Genomic DNA, 18,673 nt, shown 5'->3' on the forward strand with positions numbered 1-18,673 from the left:
CGCTCTGCCCTCGGCTCCGCTGCGTTACACCGTCCAGGGCGCAGCACGCCCGGCGTCGATTTGATATTTGGCGATGGCCTCGGCCACGACCGCCGGCTTGACCGCGCCCTCATCGGCGAGCGCCTTGAGCGCCGCGACTGCGACGTAGTGCCGATCGACCTCGAAAAACTTGCGAAGCCTCACGCGATAGTCGCTGCGGCCGAAACCGTCCGTGCCAAGCACGACGTAGCGACGCCCCGCCGCCTGGACGTGTTCCCTGATCTGGTCGGGGTAGCTTCGCATGTAGTCGGTGGAGGCCACGACCGGACCCGGATGGCCCTCGAGCTGCGCTTCGACCCAGCTCTTGCGCCGCTTCTCGGTTGGATGCAGCAGATTCCAGCGCTCCGCGGCCATGCCGTCGCGGCGCAACTCGTTGAAGCTCGTCGCGCTCCAGACATCGGCCGTGACGCCGAAGTCGGCCTTGAGCAGATCCGCTGCCGCGATCACCTCGCGCAGGATCGTGCCGGAACCCATGAGCTGGACGCGCAGCTCTTTCTTCGGCGCCTCGCCGCCGCTCTTGAGCAGGTAAAGTCCCTTGAGAATTCCCTCCTCCGCCCCCTTGCCGGCATCGGCGAGTGCGGGATGCGGATAGTTCTCGTTCATCAGCGTGATGTAGTAGTAGACGTCCTCCTGCACTTCGTACATGCGGCGCATGCCTTCACGCACGATCGTCACGACCTCATACGCAAAGGTCGGATCGTACGACACGCAGTTCGGAATGGTGGAGGCGAGAATGTGACTGTGGCCGTCCTCGTGCTGCAAGCCTTCGCCGTTGAGCGTGGTGCGGCCGGCGGTGCCGCCGAGCAGGAAGCCGCGGGCGCGCATGTCGCCCGCAAGCCAGGCGAGATCGCCGACGCGCTGAAGTCCGAACATCGAGTAGTAGATGTAGAACGGGATCATCGGCACGTTGTTCGTCGAGTAGGACGTCGCAGCGACGATCCAGCTCGACATCGCACCGCCTTCGTTGATGCCCTCCTGGAAGACCTGTCCACTCCTGTCCTCGCGGTAGTACATCAGCTGATCGGCATCCTGCGGCCGGTAGAGCTGGCCCACCGACGAATAGATGCCGAGCTGGCGAAACATGCCCTCCATGCCGAAGGTGCGGGATTCGTCCGGCACGATGGGCACGATGTGCTTGCCGATGGCCTTGTCACGCACGAGCGAACCGAGCATCTGCACGAAGGCCATCGTGGTCGAGATCTCGCGGTCGCCGGTCGCATCGAGCAGGCGCTGGAAAGTCGAGAGTGGCGGGATTTGCAGAGAGGCGGACTTGCGCCGGCGCTGCGGCAGGCTGCCGCCGAGCTTTTCGCGCTGTGCGCGGAAATATTTCATCTCCGGGCCGTCTTCCGGCAAGCGGATGAAGGGCACCTGCGCCAGGTCCTCGTCGGCGACCGGCACCTGGAAGCGATCGCGGAAGCCGCGGAGCGCGTCCTGCGTCATCTTCTTGGCCTGGTGAGCGATCATCTGGCCTTCGCCGGATTCGCCCATGCCGAAGCCTTTGACGGTCTTCGGCAGGATGACCGTGGGCTGCCCCTTGTGATTCACCGCGGCGGCATAGGCCGCAAAGACCTTCTCCGGATCGTGACCGCCCCGCGCCAGCTTCCAGATATCGTCGTCGCTCATGTCAGCGACGAGCTGCTTCAGCTCGTCATACTTGCCGAAGAAGTGCTCGCGGATATAGGCGCCGCTCTTGCTCTTGAAGTCCTGGTACTCGCCGTCAACGCATTCCTCCATGCGCTTGAGCAGCAAGCCGCTCTTGTCCTTTTCCAACAGGCGGTCCCAGCCCGAGCCCCACAGCACCTTGATGACGTTCCAACCCGCCCCGCGGAACACGCTTTCGAGCTCCTGGACGATCTTGCCGTTGCCGCGCACGGGGCCGTCGAGCCGCTGGAGATTGCAGTTGATGACGAAGATCAGGTTGTCGAGCTTCTCGCGGCCGGCGAGCGAAATCGCGCCGAGCGATTCCGGCTCATCGGTCTCGCCGTCTCCCATGAACGCCCAGACCTTGCGGTTCGCAGTTTCGGCCAGATTGCGGTTCTGAAGATATTTCAGGAATCGCGCCTGATAGATCGCCATCAGCGGCCCGAGGCCCATCGAAACCGTTGGAAATTGCCAGAAGTCCGGCATCAGCCAGGGATGGGGATAGCTCGACAGGCCCTTGCCGCCGGTCTCCTGGCGGAAGCTGAGGAGCTGCTCCTCGCTGAGCCGTCCCTCGAGAAAGGCGCGTGCATAAATGCCGGGCGAACTGTGGCCCTGGACGAGGATCAGATCGCCGCCGTGGCTCTCGGTCGGTGCGTGCCAGAAATGGCCGAAGCCGATGTCGTAGAGCGTTGCGGCCGACTGGAAGCTCGCGATGTGACCGCCGAGCTCTGAGCTCTCTTTGTTGGCGCGCAGCACGATCGCAAGGGCGTTCCAGCGAATGATCGAGCGAAGCTTGTGCTCGATGGCGCGGTCGCCCGGCAACGCCGGCTGCTGGCTCAGCGGAATCGTGTTGCAATAGGGGGTTGTCAGCGTCTGCGCAACCTCAAGCCCGCCCTTGCGGGCGGCGTCGACCATCGTATTGACGACGAACTCGGCGCGCTCGCTGCCGCGATGTCCCTTGATGGCCGACAGCGCATCCAACCACTCCTGGGTTTCCTGCGGGTCCAGGTCTTGCGCGTCTGCAACTGTCATCACCCTCTCCATTGGCATACGAAGCCGAACTCAAGCGTCAGCGTTCATCGCGCTCCGCCCTATTGCGGAGAGGCGCAATGCTGTCCAGGCGATATCGCCTGTCGCTGTTACGTGAAGGATTGAATGCCGGCTGGCATCAGAGCGTCCCCTCGTTTTGCTTGTTCTGGAGCCGATGCTCCTTTTGCCAATCCATAAAGCAGCATCCGTGCCAGACCGCGGGACCACGCTCGCAATCGCCGCATCTCATTCGTTTTGCTAGGAAATACCTTAGCCGGCCGCGAGCTTTGCGGCGTCAGCAGGCGCGATCCGTCCGAAGCTCCGGAAAACGGGCCGGCGGGGTCATCCGGAATATCGGACGGCCGCGGCGATGCGCCACCGCTTGCAAGACGGATCAGGGAAACGGACGAAATCGAGTTGACGGCCTTGCTCTGCCTGGTCGAATGTCTGTGCGCAATATCCGCTCGTCGAATGCATCAACTGGTCCGCCTCGGCATGGCTGGCGAGTCGATGACCGCTCATCATCAGCTTCCGAAATTCACGAGACTGATCCATGACCGTCCTGCTCGATCTGCTCAATGACGATCCGCGCAATAGCAAGCGCGCGGATGCACCACGTCACCCCGAGAAGGTCAACCGCCCCGACACGCCGCTGCAGAGCAAGCCGGCGTGGATCCGCGTGAAAGCACCCGGCTCAAGCGAGTGGGCGGAAACCAGACGCATCGTGCGCGAGCACAAGCTCGTCACCGTCTGCGAGGAAGCGTCGTGCCCGAACATCGGCGAGTGCTGGACCAGGAAGCACGCGACCTTCATGATCATGGGCGATACGTGCACGCGGGCCTGCGCCTTCTGCAACGTGCGCACAGGCCTGCCCAATGCACTCGATGAGGACGAGCCGCAGAGGATCGCCGATGCGGTCGCCAAGCTCGCCCTGTCGCATGTCGTCGTCACGTCGGTCGATCGAGACGACCTTGCCGACGGCGGCGCGGCGCACTTCGCCAGGACGATTGCGGCGATCCGGGCTGCGAGTCCGAGGACCACGATCGAAATCCTGACGCCCGACTTTCTGCGCAAACCCGGCGCGCTCGAAACGGTCGTTGCTGCACGACCCGACGTGTTCAACCACAATCTGGAAACGGTGCCGTCGAAATATCTCACCGTGCGGCCGGGCGCACGATATTTCCATTCGGTCCGGTTGCTACAGCGCGTCAGAGAACTCGACGCGCAGATCTTCACCAAGTCCGGCATCATGGTGGGTCTCGGCGAACAGCGGAACGAGGTGCTGCAGGTGATGGACGACCTGCGCTCCGCGGATGTTGATTTCCTGACCGTCGGCCAGTATCTGCAGCCCACGCGCAAGCATCACGCCGTCATGAGTTTCGTGTCCCCCGAGGAATTCGGAGCGTACAAAAGAGTCGGCTATGCGAAGGGATTTCTGCTGGTTTCAGCGACCCCTTTGACGCGTTCGTCGCACCACGCCGGCGAGGACTTTCGAAGACTCCGAGAGCGCCGCCGCGGTCACGTCTAGGCGTGTACCCTCTCGCGAGCGTCCCGGCACCGAAGATACGATAGCCCGCTTTGCACCAAACGCCGCCGATCCCAAAGTCCCAACGCCCTTCATCGGAAGAGATGATCAGCTCTTGGAGCTCTCACCGGTCTCTAGCGGCGAACGAAATTGCATTCACCGGCTTCGCTCTACCGAGCAGTACACGGTCGCTAAGGATCACGCAGCCCATGAACACGAGCAGCGCCACGGGTGCGCGGAGGCCGGGATCTACGACGCCGAAGAGCGCCAGGATCCAGAACACGAAGCCGGTGTTGAGGACGATCGCGACGAGACGGGTTCTCGCCAGCTGAGGTAGGCCTGCTCGGGGGTGAATTCGGCGCGGTCCAAGCGCACCCACCGGACCAATCGGACCATGCAGATGGCCAGGAGTGCGGCCGGCACCGCGAACCGCAGCCACGGTGAAACGCTCGACGGGAGCACCAGGCCCACGCTGATGCTGTCGATCAGTAGAACCGCGTAGAGAACCGGCACCTGCTTCCGCAAGACCCGGAATTGCTCCACAAGCAGCGAACGACCGAGGGGGTCGGTCATGCTGCCCACGGAGAAAGCGGCGCGCAATCGCAAGAGTAAGTTCATCGAGAAACCCCCAGCCGATCAACAAGCTAGGGGCGGAGTGTCGAACGACACGTAAAGGGCGCAGTCGCGTGAAGACGAAGGTGAAGGCTTGGTGATTTTCGGCTTAACAGTTGCCCCGCAATTGCGTTCGCTCGTCGAGATCGCCTTACTTTTCTACCTCAGTGAGGGATGGCCGCACCCTATTCCGCCGGCCCCGCAGCGGGCTTTTTGCGGCGCCGTTTTCCTGTAGACGAAGGGCATCGCGCGGAACGCGCCCAGCGGCTCGTTCTGCGTGACCTGATCGTTAAGCGGCCTTGCAGTGATTTGGGTCACGTTGCTGACGGCGCCGCTGATCTCGGTCCGGCGCGGCTTCATCGCGTCAGGGATCTCCGCTGCAGGTCGATGAGCGGCAGTTCGTTCTCGAATCGCACATCCTTGACGGCGACGTAAGTCGGCCGACGTGAACTGGTGCTTGAAGTTGCGGTTCGAGATGCCGCGATGCAGGAAGGTCTTGTCTTCCTTTTCCGTCTTCCAGCCTTCGAGCATCGACACGTTGTGCTCGGCCTTCGTCCGGCGAGGAGCGGCGAGTGCGAACAAGATCCGGAACCGATTCTCGTCGAGACGTTCGATGTTGAAGGGGAATAGGTCTCTTCGGCCGCCCGCTGGCCTCGTCGTGGAGGTGACGGCACTCACGGGCATCACCGATGAAGACGTTGCCGGCCACAAGTTCGACGATGCGGCTGTTACCTCATTCGTCGACGACTCAGTCATCGTAATCGCGCACAACAGCAGCTCCGACCGGAGGTTCGCGGAACGCTACTGGCCCGTGTTTGAGCACAAGGCCTGGGGCTGCAGCATGAGCGAGATCGACTGGCGCAAACACGGTTTGCCGGCTCGCGGCTCGGCTGCTGCATGGCGCGGGCTGCTTCCACCAAGCGCACCGGGCACTCGACGACTGTCACTCCCTGCTGGAGGTGCTCGCTTTCGAACTGCCGACGACGGGCTCGCCAGCACTGGCGCTCCTGCTCGAGACCGCCCCCAAGCCGGCGATGCGGATGGGCGGAGCAGAGCGCGTTCGAGCTGGAGGATACGCTGAAGCGCCGAGGCTATCGTTGGAACGACGGAAGACCCAAGTCCTGGTTCTAGACGTTGATGAGACCGCCCTGGAAGACGAGATCACGTTCCTGCGGACTCAGATCTACATGCAGGACGTCGAGCCGGCCCTGCGGAGGTTGACCGCCTTCACGAGATATTCCTGCCGCGCATGACGCGCGAGAACTCCTTCAGGGGCTCCATCCTCGTGTGCCCAAAAGAATGCCGTGATTTCTGCCGGCCACATTGAAATCGTAGATCCTCAGGTCGGACCACTCGAGCTTGCCTCGAAGCTCGGCCAGAGACCCCTTATCCAACTTCTCGTACACCTGAATGGCGAAAAGGATCCGAATTGCCGGAAACGCTTCGGCGAACTTCGCGATGATCTCGGTTATGGGAGGTTCTGTTCGACGGAGATCGAGGCCTGCCGTCTCATTCAGCGCGGTGCCCCAAGGCGGCGCCACGAAGACGATCATGGCCTCATCGGGTTCGGTATGGAGTTGCCCCAACATGACGCCGTAATCGCCGTACTTCAGATCGATGGTCCGATCGAGGACCGCCAGGTTTTGCTTGGTCAGCCGAAAGACCTGAAGGTCGAACTCGAAGGCGATCCCGCGCGATCGCGGCACGTGCCGCAATATCCAGTACAGTGTATTGCAAGAGCCGGCGAAAGGATCGACGACGACCCATCGGCCTGGGGCCGGAAGCGACGCCGCGACGGCCGCGACGTCCTGCCCGATGCGGTCGGCAACAGCATCTCGGGTGCACTCGACTGCGGTCCGGCCGAGCAAACGCACGCCGCGCGCGTGCCACTGGGCCGGCGTCATACCGTACAGCCGGATGAAGTCGGGATCGGAGAAACTGTCGCTTCCGTAGCGACGGACCTCTTCCAAGGTCAGTAGCTCGTTGCGTTTCGAGCCGTGCAGCAGCAACGCTCGGTCATGAAGCGGCGTCTCGGATTCCTTCAAATGCTCGTTCATGTACGGATGCTACTACGATCGACGTTGCCGATTTCAGGACGCCGGCAAGGCTCGGCTGCCACCAGCAGTCGTGGACGGACGTAAATGGACGGTCAACGAAGCGATGCGACAACCACGAAGGACTCCTGGGGAAACGTCAGCCTGCCGTTCGCCAGCATCGAGGGATCCATACGGGCCGCCACGTCGTCGGAGATAGCCTTGATCACGCGTTCACGCCCGGCGTCGTCCTCCTCCTTCAATAGTGCGGCCATCGGGGTCGCCGTGAGCTGGAAGCGAACGTAATCGAGCGCCGACGGAAAGCCGATCTGCTTGGTCACGGTCTCGACCCGGACACGGCCGAAACCCGCCTGACGCACCCAATTGCCCACCGCGTCAGCGCCGCAGGAAAGATGCTCCGCGCGTTTGGTCCGCGAAGACTCTGCCCCAAGAAAATTATCCAGCGCCTGCACGAAGGCGTGCGCGGCCGGAGTATGCTCGATGGCGCTGTAGACGCTGAGCCCGAGCCGTCCGGACGGAAGGAGGACCCGGGCCATCTCTCTAAGAGCCTGCGGCCGGTCAGGAAAGAATTGCACTCCGAGTTGGCAGAGGACGACATCGAAGCTGCGCGATGCGAAGGGCAAATCCAGCGCGCTGCCCTCGATCCACTTAATGTCGTTGGACTTTCCCTGAGCGATGGCCAGCATCGCCCCGTTGAGGTCTACGCCGACCAGTCTTCCGGCGTGGCCGCGCTCGGCCAGCCGACGCGCCACGACGCCGGTCCCGCACGCCACGTCCAGCACGCTTTCGCCCTTTGCCGGCCCGAGGCGATCGAGCAGATCCTCGGCCCAGACGGACGTGATGGCTGGAACGAGATAGCGCTCGTAGAGCTCGGGAGCGCTGGCATCCATCTGCCAATGTTCGTGTGCTGCCATAGCACCCTCTTGAAAATGGCAGGGTGAAAGCAAGTAAGATCAATACAAAAAGTACCTCATGTTGGCCTATCCGCACGGTCAATACAAGGTTTCTGAAAGTAAGCTCGGGTCCGCCGCGAGGCGGAAAGAGCAATGCTTCCGTCGCGGGAGACTGCTCCGGCTCAGTGGCCGAGCCGCTTCTCAACTCGCTTGCGGCTGTTGCCGACCTTCTTGACGGCCTTCTTCACGGCTGATGCCGAGCGACCGGTCTTCTTCGCTTCATACCGGACTTCGTAGTCCTGTCCCTTGGCTACCCGGGCGCGGTCCTGCTTGCGTCCACGCGCGGTCTGCTTCTTCGCTGCGGCCATCGGCTCCTCCTCTTGGGGATGTTGATGACGATGCAACGCCGCGGGGAATCGAGGGTTCCCAGTTCCGCTTACACCTTCAGTGGCCGCAAGACGTATGAATAATGGGCTCCCATCCGTCGAGCAACAGGCCGTCCCAGGCTATGACACCCTCATCCCACTTCGACGCGTGCTCGCGGTACATCGAAGCCCATTGGGGGCTCCATTCGATGATCTGGTCATTGAGGCCGTCGTGAACGTGACACGGCGTATCGGGATCGAACGTGTTCATGGAGTTCATGCTGTATGCCCGGGATCAACGTCCTTCGGCGTCTTGTTCTCCCGCTGTGGCGTCATCTTCGAAGGGCTTTCCTTTCCACGGACGCCGCAAGGACCTAGCTGTTCGCGCTGGATGCCATCTTCGGACCGTTCGGGCTGCAGGCCGTTGATCGGTTTCTCGGGCATCATTCCATCCGAGCCTTGTCTTTGAGGTCGCGGATCCGGATCTCGGCTTCCTCCTTCGAGATGACGATCTCGGATTCATCCGGCACCCGTGCGATCGCGCTGAGCCGCTTGAGCTCGGCGAGCTGTTCCGCGGTGGGCTTTTCCATTTTCATTTCCTCCACCGCCTGCGCGACGGCCTCGTCATCGAGCACAACCAGAAGCTGGTTTATAGTCTGCTCGCAATCCCTGGGACCGGGCTCGATATACCGGGCCAGAATGCCCTGCGCCTCTGCTACGACTTTCATAACTCGCTTTTCCGGATCCATGACCGGTACTCCACATACTCAAGGGAAAACGCCGCTATGAACGGCGCGTTCCTTTGCTCAGGCCCTTGAACGAGCTGGCCCGCAGCAGACCTTCGGAGGCGATGTCGCGATACTCGATCTCAGCGTAGAATGTGGGTTCGACCCACGTGGCCTTCTGCTTTCTGATGGACTTAGTGAGCTTCTGCTTCGGGCTCACCACGGTGTCGAGCGCCTTTCGGATCTGCGCCGAGGTGGTTCGATTCCACCCTGTGCCGACCTTCCCCATGTACACAAGATCCTTGCCCTCCCTCTTGCCCAGATACAGCGCGGCCACGCCGGATGGATCCTTGATGAAGCCGACCACGGGAAACTTGCCCTTCTGGACGACCTTGATCTTCTGCCAGGCTTCAACGCGATCCGAACGGTATGGCGCATCCACGCGCTTGGAGACGATGCCCTCATAATTCAGCTTGCCGGCGGCAACGAAGAGGGCTTGCCCGTCCCCTTCATGGTGTTCGCTGAACAAGATGGGCTCCCCGAGCTTGTGCTCCTCGATCAGCTCCTTGAGCAGTCTCTTCCGCTCGATCTGCCGCTCCTTGCGCAAATCCTTGCCGTCCAGCCACAGCAGATCGAATGCGAACGATCGCGCGCAGCCGGGCCGTCAATTGGTGGGGGTCCTCGTTGTAGGTGGGAAGCAGCATGGCGGTGCGGCTTGCGATCGCAGGCAGCTCCGCGTCCGGCGCGAAGGCGCCCGAACGATGGGCCAGCAGCACGAAGAAGCCGGCCACCGCGGATGCGAACGAAAAGGCGACCCAGGCGAGCAGGACCAGGAAGAGCGCCAGCACCATGGCTTCGAGGACGGTGACCCCGCCGACCTCCAGCACACGATACATCTCATAGCCGCCGGCACCCGTGAGCGCCGCCGTCGCGAGTAGGATGAGGCCGCGTCGCCAGGCCATCGCGGGCGCAGCCGGCGCAGGAACGCGGTCGGGTACCCCTTTCTTTCCGAGGTCGCCGGGAGCTATCGGGAGGGGCGACTCACGCGGCAGCAAGCGCTGGGTCGCGATATCGCCGGCGACCGGGCGGGGCGCCACGTTCAGGGTGCCCATCGGTAGACCCAGACTTCCGACAAGAGCTTGTCGCCCTCGGTCAGAAACGCCCGCAGCTCGATCGGCTCTCCCTTCACCTGGCACTGGAAGCTCAGCCGCCAACCGCCAGTGTAGGGATTGGGCTGCGTCACGATGTTCTTCACCTCGGACTTCTCCGCCGTCACCACGCCTTTGACGCCGGCAGGATCGACACCCTTCAGGTTGTCGCCGACCAGATCGAGGACGAAGAGGCGAGCGTCCTCGCCCCGTGCCCCTATTCCGTTTCGCGTGAAGCGGGCCAGCGAATGCGGTTTCGGACTGTCCGGTCCCCAGTGCAGCCGGTAGGTGTAGTTGTGTTCGCCCTTTGCCTGCAGCGGATTCTTTGGCCGCCAGAATGCGGCGATGTTGTCGTGGACCTCCTCCTTGGTCGGAATCTCGAACAGCATGACCCCGCCCTCGCCCCAATCGCCGATCGGCTCCATCCAGAGACTTGGACGTTTTTCGAAGCTGGACTCGATGTCCTGGTAGGCGAAGAAGTTTCTCTCCCGCTGCATCAGTCCGAAGCCACGAGGATTGAGATCCTGAAAGGTGCTGATCTGGAGATCGCGGGGGTTGCTGAGCGGCCGCCAGAGGCTTTCACCCTTCCCATTGAAAATCGCAAGGCCGTCGGAATCGTGGACGGACGGGCGGAAGTCGTCGATATTGCGATCGTTCGGACCGTAGAAGAACATGCTGGTCATGGGCGCGAGACCGGCCCGCGACATTTCGACCCGCGGGTAGACCGACATTTCGACGTCGAATACCGTCGTTTCCCCCGGTCGCACGGTGAAGCGGTAGCTCGCTGCGCAGCTTTTGCTGTCGAGCAGAGCGTGAATCACCAACGAGGTTGAACCCGGCGCCGGCCGCTCGAGCCAGAACGCCTTGAACAGCGGAAATTCCTCGCCCTTGGCTTCGCCAGTATCGATCGAGAGTCCCCTGGCGGAGAGCCCGTACGTTTGCCCCTTGGCCACGGCTCAGAAATAGCTCGCCCCGAGGAAGACACAGACCTCGTCGTAATAGTCGGGACGGTTCATGGGCGCGTGGATGCGAAAGCCCGCGAACCCGAGATCAGCGTCCTCGAACGCCGGCACCTTCTCGCCGAAGGAGAAGTCCGCCTTGCGGTACTTGAGCTCGGTGGCCTTGCCGTCGACGACCTCAAAGATGGTCACTCTGTTCTTGTAGAAGAAGCCGCGATGGAAGAACTGCGCCTCGAACGGAAGATTCTTGCCGCGCCAAAGGGCCCGCTCAGGCAGGAAACGGATCGAACGGTACTGATCGTAGTCGAGATCCTTCAACCCGCCCGGCAGCTTCTCGTCCGGCGCCTCGAACGACTTGCCCGCCAACGCACGCGCCAGGTCCCTGACCGTGACGGGCCGAAGGCGTCGTCCGACGCAGCGGCGAAACCGCTGCGCGAAGAGAGCAGCAACGCCGGCAGCAACGCCGACCCTTGAATAAGCTGGCGTCGGTTCACGTGCTCTCCCACTCGCTACTGCTGCCGCGGCCATGCAACTACCACCGCGCCCGTGGGTTCCACTGGCCGGCCAGTCTGACGCGAGGATACGCGGCCAACGGCCAGATCGGCTAGGAAATGGACGAATTCGGTGAACCGCAGGCTTTCCTTCGATTACTCGTCGTGGCATCTGCCTTAGGAGGGGGCAGGACAGCATGCGAATGAACTTACAATCGACACTGACTTGTCCCATCTGCGGGCACAGGACGACAGAAATTATGGCGACCGATGCTTGCCAATTCTTCTACGACTGTAAGAGCTGCGGCACCAGGTTGAAGCCCAAAGTAGGCGACTGTTGCGTATTTTGCTCCTACGGCAGCGTTCCGTGTCCACCTATTCAAGAGAATGGCGGGAGCGCGTGTTGCGGCTAGGATTAGCCGAGCGGGACGGTCGCCTTTTGTCGAAATCGAAGTGAGAGGACGGGGCGCTCAGGTTTTCGCGGTTCTGCTTATCGAGCCATGCCTGGGCCAACTGGATCCAGCGGAGTCGCTCGAGACCATGTGAAGCCGCGGCCTGCTCATGGCCGCGACGACTTGGCGGTAGGGATCGTTACTCGACGTCCATAGCTGCAAGTAATCGCCGATCGTAAACGATCACGCCTCCACTACAGCCGTACGAATTCGGGGCGTGCGCTCAGGCCGGCATCAGGGCAGCGGCCGGCCGGCGCCTAAACCGTCGTTCGACCCGGACGCCGTCGGCCGTGCGGGTCCGAGCGGGCGACCGCAGCGCCTTCCATTCGGCCACCTGCTTCTGCAGATTGCGCGCGAAATCGCGCTCCGCATTTTCCAGCTGTTCTGTCGAGGGCTCCATAATCTCCATCTTCCTCCTCCTAGGCCGCTGCCCGCTCGACCGGTCGCAGGCGCATCGGCTTCCCGCCCGGCGGATTCCGCGGGCCTTCGTCCAACGCGCAAAGCGCCTCCAGGATCTCGTCGATGGTGACGGGCGCCTTCAGCCCTTCGGGTGCCCGGAGCGATGGACACGACGCGATCGCCGACGCGTCCGAGGCCCACGAAGCCAGAATGGCGCGCTTCTCGGCAAGGCTGAGACCGGGGTGGGCGATCACGTCCCTCGGGTGTTCGAAGGCGGTGCCGGGATGAAGGATGGCGTTCAAATCGATGACATTGTCGTCGAGTGCGGTCGTCGGCCGCATGACTTCCTCCGTTTCTGAGACGAACTGCAGGGGATGGCCGCGCGGGACGGCCCGCGCGGCGTTGGATCGAAACCTGGCTGCCCTGTCCGGTCAGGCAGCCTTGGATTCGATCTGGGTCACGTTGCTCGGGGCACCATCGTTGATCTCGATGCGGCGCGGCTTCATCGCCTCGGGGATCTCCCGCTGCAGATCGATGAGAAGCAGGCCGTTCTCGAAGCGGGCGCCCTTGACCTCGACGTAGTCGGCCAGCGTGAACTGGCGCTTGAAGTTACGGGTCGAGATGCCCCGGTGCAGGAAGGTCTTGTCTTCCTTGTCGTTCTTGCGGCCCTCAAGGGTCAGAACGTTCTGCTCGCTCGTCAGCGAGACTTCGGCCGGCGCAAAGCCGGCGAGCGCCACCGTGATCTGGAAGCAGTTCTCGTCAAGGCGTTCGATGTTGTAGGGGGGATAGGTCTCTTCGGCGGTCCGCTGGACCTCGTCGAGCGCGTCGAAAAGGCGATCGAACCCAATGGTCGATCTCCAGAGGGGAGTCCAATCATACCTCATATCCAAATCCTCCTTGGAGCAAGATGGGTACGAGCAGGCTCCGGACACCGTCCGGGCGCCCGTCTCAATCAGCGGGACCCCGAAGGCGTCCCGGCCGCCACCGCGGCGACGACGACGGAGAAATTTAGAAGCGGGGGAAAAGTTTCAAGGGGCGGAGCACGAATTTTTTTGGCCTGAAATCGGCTTGGTTAATCCTTGCCTCCGACTGCTACGCATCTCCCTCAGTCACCAATCTCAGTTCAAAAGACGCGCCCGAAGTTTCCTGACGAGCTGTCGGAGGTCGTCGGCGTATTCCTCCGCGGCTCTGCGCGCCTCCTCCCGGCGGGTTGGCCTGGAAGGCGCCTTTTTGGTGGACCGGTCCCGATCATCAGACGTTTTCACGCTCCCAGAATCGGTGACCTCGGCGCCGGACGCTTGTGCCAGATCAATGGTATCCCGGGAGCCCTTTTCGCGGTGCTCGCCCCGGCGCTGCGGTCGCGTGACCATCGGCAGATCTACCGTCGCCGCGCAAACCAAATGCCGAGCAAAAATGCGACAAGGAGCGACTGCAGCGGGGCTTCCAACGTTGCCTTGCGCAGGCGTTCGGCCCAGCGCACCGCTGCATCCTCCGAAGCAGGCCGGATCGCCCTGCCGTCCGCGGCGTCGGTCCTCGACCGCTCCGCCGAAGCTCGCTCGAGGCTACCCTGCTCGTCCGTCAGTCCAGAGGCCTCCGTCATCGCCGACACCTCTTCATATCCATCATAACCATCCGAACGCTCCCAGCGTGGCCACGATAGAAACCGGCCTCCCGCGTCTCCGTTCCCGAGCCGACTTCCGCCGCCTCTTCCGCGGGTTTTTCACAACTGACTCCTTCGCCGGCTTCTTCGCCAGCGATCGGCATCAGCATTTGCTTCCGGCCCGCGGCTACTTCTTCGCCTTTTAGCCACCCCGCCGCCTCCGTCCGCGCGGCTTCATGACCCACCCTCCGTGGCGGCGCGTCGTGGTCTCGAGAACGAAGCATGGGCACTCGAGCTCGCCGAGCAAGTTTTGGGGGCGCACCGGCGGCAGCGGCACCTAAATGCAGTCAAGCCATCGGGGCCCCTCTGCAAGATGTTATTCACTTGCCCGCGAACACCCGTTCCCACATGGTGGCGATGACGGCAGGCCAACTACCGCGACAGCGACGTAGGGGCAACAACCCAGAGGAGAGGATCATGCTTGAGGAATTCAAGAAATTCGCCATGCGTGGCAACGTCATCGACCTCGCCGTCGGCGTCATCATCGGCGCGGCTTTCGGCGCGATCGTTACGTCCCTGGTCGGCGACATCATCATGCCAGTGATCGGCGCCGTCACCGGCGGTCTCGATTTCTCGAACTACTACCTGCCCTTGTCGTCGAAGGTCCAAGCCGGGCTATCCTATGCCGACGCCAAGAAACAGGGGGCCGTGCTCGGATGGGGCCAATTTCTGACGGTCGCCCTGAATTTCATCATCATCGCCTTCGTGCTTTTCCTGGCGATCAGGGGGATCAACAAGCTCAAAAAGGAAGAGCCCGCCGCGCCGCCTCCCGGGCCTTCGCCGGAAGTAAAGGTGCTCACTGAGATCCGCGACCTCCTAAGGAAGACGTGAAGGGGACCGGCCCACCGAGCGCACTCCATGCTCGATCAACCGCGCCGATCTCGATCATGGAGCAGATGTAGCCCGGTCCGGTCCGATCCGACGAGCTGCGATACCGTGCGGAGCAATTGCTCCTGCGTGAACGGCTTTGTCAGCACCGTAGCCCGCGCGAAGCTTTCCGGCAGGGCTTGGCGTCCGTAACCCGTCACGAACGCGAACGGAATGTTGCGGCGGATCAGCGCCGCAGCGACTTCGTCGACGGGCTCGCCCCGCAGATTGGCATCGAGCAGCACTCCGTCGAACGAACTTTCCTCGACCGCCCGAAGCGCATTCTTTACCGAACCGATCGGACCCTCGACGTTCACGCCAACGCCCTCCAGACCGGCGACGATGTCGAGCGCAATCAGAGGCTCGTCCTCGACGATCAGGAATCGCTTGCCTTTGAGCGGTTCGGGCGGTGCGGCCTGTCGGATCGTCCGCGACCTTTCGGTACTTGACGGAGTGGATCTGTCCCGCTCTGCCGCTCCTATCGATTTTTCGGTGTTGAGCGGTAGCGTGATCTCCCAGCGCAAGCCTTCCGCCTCCACGAACACGTGAGAGCTTCCACCCTCGCTCTTCGCGGTCTGTTCGATGAGAGTGGTTCCGAAACCGCGCTTGAGAGGCGACTTGACCGGGGGGCCGCCGCGCTCGCGCCATTCCAGCCGTAACTTGCCATCGTTTACGGACCAAACCACATTCACCCCACCCTCGGCTTTGGACAGAGCGCCGTACTTGACGGAATTGGTTCCGAGTTCGTGCAGCATCAGCGCCACATGCAGAGCGACCTGCGGCTCGAGTTGCACGGGGGGCCCGGCAACGACCACGCGAGACGCTTCGTGCGCAGCGAGCTGATCGCGCAGGATATCGAGGAGTTCCGCGTGCTGCCAGCCCGATTGGCTGAGAAGCCCGTGCATGCTCGATAGCGATTGAATGCGGCCGCCGAAACTCGCCGCGAACTCGGCCGGATCCTTCGCGCGCCGCAGCGTCTGCTGCGCGATCGCCTGGACGACCGCGAGCATGTTTTTGACGCGATGGCTGAGCTCGCCAATCAGAAGGCGCTGCGTCTCGTCGTGCCGCCTCCTCTCGCTGACGTCGCGCGCGGACCCGAACCATTCCACGATCTCTCCGTCTCGGTCGAACACAGGAACGGCCCGCGAATGCACCCACCTCGACGTGCCGTCGATCTGCTTGACCTGATGCTCGAAATCGAACGGGGTCTTGGTTCGGATCGCTTCGTCGATGGACGACAAGACCTGTGTCCGATCCTCCGGATGGACGTACGTTTCGAGCCAGGTCCTGCTCGGGCTCTCCGTATCGCGGACGGAGCCCTTGCCCTGAAGGTCGCGCATTTCGCTCCAGTCCGGACTCATGCGATAGACGATGTCTGAGGTCGCGGTGACGAAGGCGCGGTAGCGTTCTTCGCTTTGGCGAAGGCTCTCCATCGCCTCGCCGCGCACGCTTGCGATCTTCAGGTGCGCGTCTACGCGCGCCAGCAGTTCCCGCGCGGTGAAGGGCTTCACGATGTAGTCGTCGGCCCCGGCGCCGAGGGCTTCGACCTTGGTCTGCTCGCCCGCGCGTGCCGAAAGCAGGATCACCGGCAGCGACCTGGTGCGAGCATCGGCGCGGAGCCGCGTCAGCAATTCCATTCCGTCGATCCGCGGCATCATCGCGTCGCTGAGCAGGAGATCGGGCAGTCTCCGGGAGATCGCTTCCAAGGCCGCCTTGCCGTCCGCCACAGCCTCAACGCGATAATGTTCGCCCAGAATGCGCGTCAGATATTCGCGCATGTCCGCGTTGTCGTCCGCCAGCAGAACGAGCGGCCGTTGCGCTTGCGGCGCCGGGGTCCGTTCCACGGGCAGCGCAACGTCGATGATCTCGTCGGGCACAGGCGAGGCGTCGGGAAGCCAGCGCAGCGCCTCTTCGACGAATGGTCTCGCGCTCAGACCTGTCGAGGCCTGGGTGCGGACACCGCCGATCTGTCCTGGCGGCAGGTGCGCCGACCCCGTGGGTATCTTCACCCGGAACGTCGAGCCGGCACCGAGTTTGCTTTCGGCGGTGACGTCGCCGCCATGTAGCCTGGCAAGCTCCTGCACAAGCGCGAGCCCGATGCCTGATCCCTCATAGGTTCTGCCCTTTGCGCCTTCCACCCGGTGGAAACGCTCGAACAGCCGAGGCAGCTCGCCGGTCGGAATGCCCGTGCCGGTATCGGCGACAACGAGCTCGAACTGTCCGTCTGCCTGGTGCAGGGTTACCTTGATCGTACCCTCGAACGTGAACTTGAAGGCGTTCGACAGGAGATTAAGGATGATCTTCTCCCACATCTCCCGGTCGACGAAGGCCGCGTCCGGAAGAGGCGGGCAATCGACGACCAGCGCCAGCCCCGCCTTCTCGATCGCCGAGCGGAATTCGCTGGCGAGATGCGCCGTCATCTCGGCGAGATCAGTCGGCTCATAGACGGCCTGTACGCGCTCCGCCTCGATCCGCGAGAAGTCGAGTAGCGTGTTGACAAGCTTGAGCAGGCGCAAGCCGTTGCGATGGACGAGATCAATCTGGCCCAAGTAAGCGGCCGGAATCTCCGTGCCGGCCGACTCGCGCTTCATCTCCTCGAGCGACCCAAGCATCAAGGTCAGCGGCGTCCGGAATTCATGGCTGATGTTGGAAAAGAACTGCGTCTTGCTGCGGTCGATCTCTGCGAGCGCCTCGGCGCGCCTGCGCTCGGCCTCCAGCTCCCGCAGGTTCTGCTCGGCCCTGACCCGCTCGGTGACGTCCATCCCCGTCGGTACCACGACGACAACGCGGCCGGACGCGTCCCGCACCGGCATGCAGGCGAAGTCGACGATGTGTTCCGAGCCATCGCCCCAGAAGTACAGCGACTCGCCTCGGAACGGCTCGCCGGCGATAGCCTGCTCGACGGCCCTGCGCACCCACGCCATCACCTCCCGCGACCCATTCCACCAACCGCACTCCCAGAACGGGCGATCGAGGACGTCCTCGCGTTTGAAGCCGCAAACCTCGAGGGCGGACCGATTGATGTCGAGGACCGTCCCGTCCAGGCGGAGGCGCGCGGCAAACAGGCCTTGGTCGTAGACCGCCTGGAACTGCTCGGTAGCCTCCCGCAGTTGACGGTTGGCCTCCTGCAACTCCTGCGCTCGCAGCATCACTTCGAGCCGCATGGCTTCGTCGGCGTGCGCGGCGGCGCGGTCGCCGCGGGTGATGTCGGTAACGTCTTCGACCCGGTGCATGATGTATTGAAGTCGCCCGTCCGGGCCGATCACCGGGGAGTTTAGGGGTGACCAGTACCGTTTCTCGAAGCTGCCATCCGGTCCGCGGACGTCGTATCTCTGTACGGCCATCGTATCCGCTCGGCCCCCGGCAAGAACTCTCATGAGGGAAGAGCGGAGGTTGAGAATTCCAGTGGCCGATGGGTCATCGGGATTATCGGGGAAGACCTCGAACAGAGGGCGGCCGATGATCGCATCACGTTCCGTGTGGGTTGCCCGAAGATAGGCATCGCTGGCGCCCAGGATGGGAAAAGTGTCGTCGGCACCGAGGGCAAGGAATAGGGCGGGAGAGCTTTCAAAGATTTTGCGATAATCCACCATCACCAGCCGCCCCGTCCGGGGGTATTAAGCGATACCCGAAAAAGAACCTACCCACGGAGCATCAGACCGTGCCGGGTATGTCGATTTGCAACGTGAGGTAACCGATTGTGTGGTTTCCGGTTCCTCCAAGCTCTTCGACAGAGGGGCCATGACCAAGCGGTTCCATCAAACCGGCTATGGACATCGAGGCTCGGATGATCGTCTGCACCTTTGTATCGCGG

General features: G+C 62.7%; 16 protein-coding genes and 1 pseudogene. 3 read left to right on the top strand and 14 right to left on the bottom strand.

Annotation, left to right across the window (positions count from 1 at the left end):
* Positions 1-24 precede the first annotated feature (24 nt).
* Positions 25-2,712, bottom strand: coding sequence for a pyruvate dehydrogenase (acetyl-transferring), homodimeric type (gene aceE / locus XH80_RS06285; protein WP_442869124.1), 2,688 nt, complete (start codon positions 2,710-2,712; stop codon positions 25-27).
* A 550-nt stretch (positions 2,713-3,262) separates the two neighbouring features.
* On the opposite strand from aceE, the gene lipA reads away from it, so the two are divergent.
* The gene (lipA, locus tag XH80_RS06290; RefSeq protein ID WP_271597813.1) at positions 3,263-4,237 is read left to right on the top strand and encodes a lipoyl synthase; all 975 of its coding nucleotides are present in this window, start codon (positions 3,263-3,265) and stop codon (positions 4,235-4,237) included.
* A gap of 768 nt (positions 4,238-5,005) precedes the next feature.
* Here the strand turns inward: lipA and XH80_RS06295 are convergent.
* The 9 genes and pseudogenes from XH80_RS06295 to XH80_RS06340 all read right to left on the bottom strand — a co-directional run bounded on the left by XH80_RS06295 (position 5,006) and on the right by XH80_RS06340 (position 11,484).
* Entirely contained in the window at positions 5,006-5,524 is a 519-nt protein-coding gene (locus XH80_RS06295) for a hypothetical protein (protein ID WP_271597814.1), read from the bottom strand.
* 590 nt (positions 5,525-6,114) lie between these two features.
* Entirely contained in the window at positions 6,115-6,903 is a 789-nt protein-coding gene (locus tag XH80_RS06305) for a hypothetical protein (RefSeq protein ID WP_271597815.1), read from the bottom strand.
* 92 nt (positions 6,904-6,995) lie between these two features.
* Positions 6,996-7,847, bottom strand: coding sequence for a methyltransferase domain-containing protein (locus XH80_RS06310; protein ID WP_271597816.1), 852 nt, complete (start codon positions 7,845-7,847; stop codon positions 6,996-6,998).
* 128 nt (positions 7,848-7,975) lie between these two features.
* Positions 7,976-8,161, bottom strand: coding sequence for a DUF3606 domain-containing protein (locus XH80_RS06315; RefSeq protein WP_271597817.1), 186 nt, complete (start codon positions 8,159-8,161; stop codon positions 7,976-7,978).
* 76 nt (positions 8,162-8,237) lie between these two features.
* Positions 8,238-8,438: a hypothetical protein gene (locus XH80_RS06320; RefSeq protein ID WP_271597818.1), complete on the bottom strand. Its 201-nt coding sequence runs from the start codon at positions 8,436-8,438 to the stop codon at positions 8,238-8,240.
* Between the two features lie 163 nt (positions 8,439-8,601).
* On the bottom strand, positions 8,602-8,907 hold the full coding sequence (locus XH80_RS06325; RefSeq protein WP_271597819.1) for a hypothetical protein: 306 nt from the start codon (positions 8,905-8,907) through the stop codon (positions 8,602-8,604).
* Between the two features lie 34 nt (positions 8,908-8,941).
* Positions 8,942-9,490, bottom strand: a complete 549-nt coding sequence (locus XH80_RS06330) for an ATP dependent DNA ligase (RefSeq protein WP_271597820.1) — start codon at positions 9,488-9,490, stop codon at positions 8,942-8,944.
* Positions 9,393-9,995 (bottom strand): hypothetical protein, encoded by a 603-nt coding sequence (locus tag XH80_RS06335; protein WP_333968659.1) that lies wholly within the window; start codon positions 9,993-9,995, stop codon positions 9,393-9,395. The genes XH80_RS06330 and XH80_RS06335 overlap by 98 nt, the downstream gene beginning before the upstream one ends.
* Positions 9,983-11,484: pseudogene (locus XH80_RS06340) on the bottom strand (glucan biosynthesis protein G). The gene XH80_RS06335 and the pseudogene XH80_RS06340 overlap by 13 nt, the downstream one beginning before the upstream one ends.
* Positions 11,485-11,684: 200 nt before the next feature.
* Between XH80_RS06340 and XH80_RS06345 the strand changes: the two are divergent.
* Positions 11,685-11,894: a GDCCVxC domain-containing (seleno)protein gene (locus tag XH80_RS06345; RefSeq protein ID WP_271597821.1), complete on the top strand. Its 210-nt coding sequence runs from the start codon at positions 11,685-11,687 to the stop codon at positions 11,892-11,894.
* 262 nt (positions 11,895-12,156) lie between these two features.
* Here the strand turns inward: XH80_RS06345 and XH80_RS06350 are convergent, their stop codons facing one another.
* The 3 genes from XH80_RS06350 to XH80_RS06360 all read right to left on the bottom strand — a co-directional run bounded on the left by XH80_RS06350 (position 12,157) and on the right by XH80_RS06360 (position 13,216).
* Positions 12,157-12,342: a hypothetical protein gene (locus XH80_RS06350; protein WP_271597822.1), complete on the bottom strand. Its 186-nt coding sequence runs from the start codon at positions 12,340-12,342 to the stop codon at positions 12,157-12,159.
* Positions 12,343-12,352: 10 nt separating this feature from the next.
* A complete protein-coding gene (locus XH80_RS06355; RefSeq protein WP_271597823.1) occupies positions 12,353-12,673 on the bottom strand; it encodes a hypothetical protein in 321 nt (106 codons plus the stop codon).
* Between the two features lie 90 nt (positions 12,674-12,763).
* The gene (locus XH80_RS06360; RefSeq protein ID WP_271597824.1) at positions 12,764-13,216 is read right to left on the bottom strand and encodes an Hsp20 family protein; all 453 of its coding nucleotides are present in this window, start codon (positions 13,214-13,216) and stop codon (positions 12,764-12,766) included.
* Positions 13,217-14,409: 1,193 nt separating this feature from the next.
* On the opposite strand from XH80_RS06360, the gene mscL reads away from it, so the two are divergent.
* Positions 14,410-14,823 (top strand): large conductance mechanosensitive channel protein MscL, encoded by a 414-nt coding sequence (gene mscL, locus XH80_RS06365; protein ID WP_271597825.1) that lies wholly within the window; start codon positions 14,410-14,412, stop codon positions 14,821-14,823.
* A 35-nt stretch (positions 14,824-14,858) separates the two neighbouring features.
* Here mscL and XH80_RS06370 read toward each other — a convergent pair whose 3' ends face one another.
* On the bottom strand, positions 14,859-18,452 hold the full coding sequence (locus XH80_RS06370) for a response regulator (RefSeq protein ID WP_271597826.1): 3,594 nt from the start codon (positions 18,450-18,452) through the stop codon (positions 14,859-14,861).
* Between the last annotated feature and the right edge of the window lie 221 nt (positions 18,453-18,673).

It is taken from the genome of Bradyrhizobium sp. CCBAU 45384 (assembly GCF_028128665.1).
Classification (GTDB): Bacteria; Pseudomonadota; Alphaproteobacteria; order Rhizobiales; family Xanthobacteraceae; genus Bradyrhizobium; species Bradyrhizobium manausense.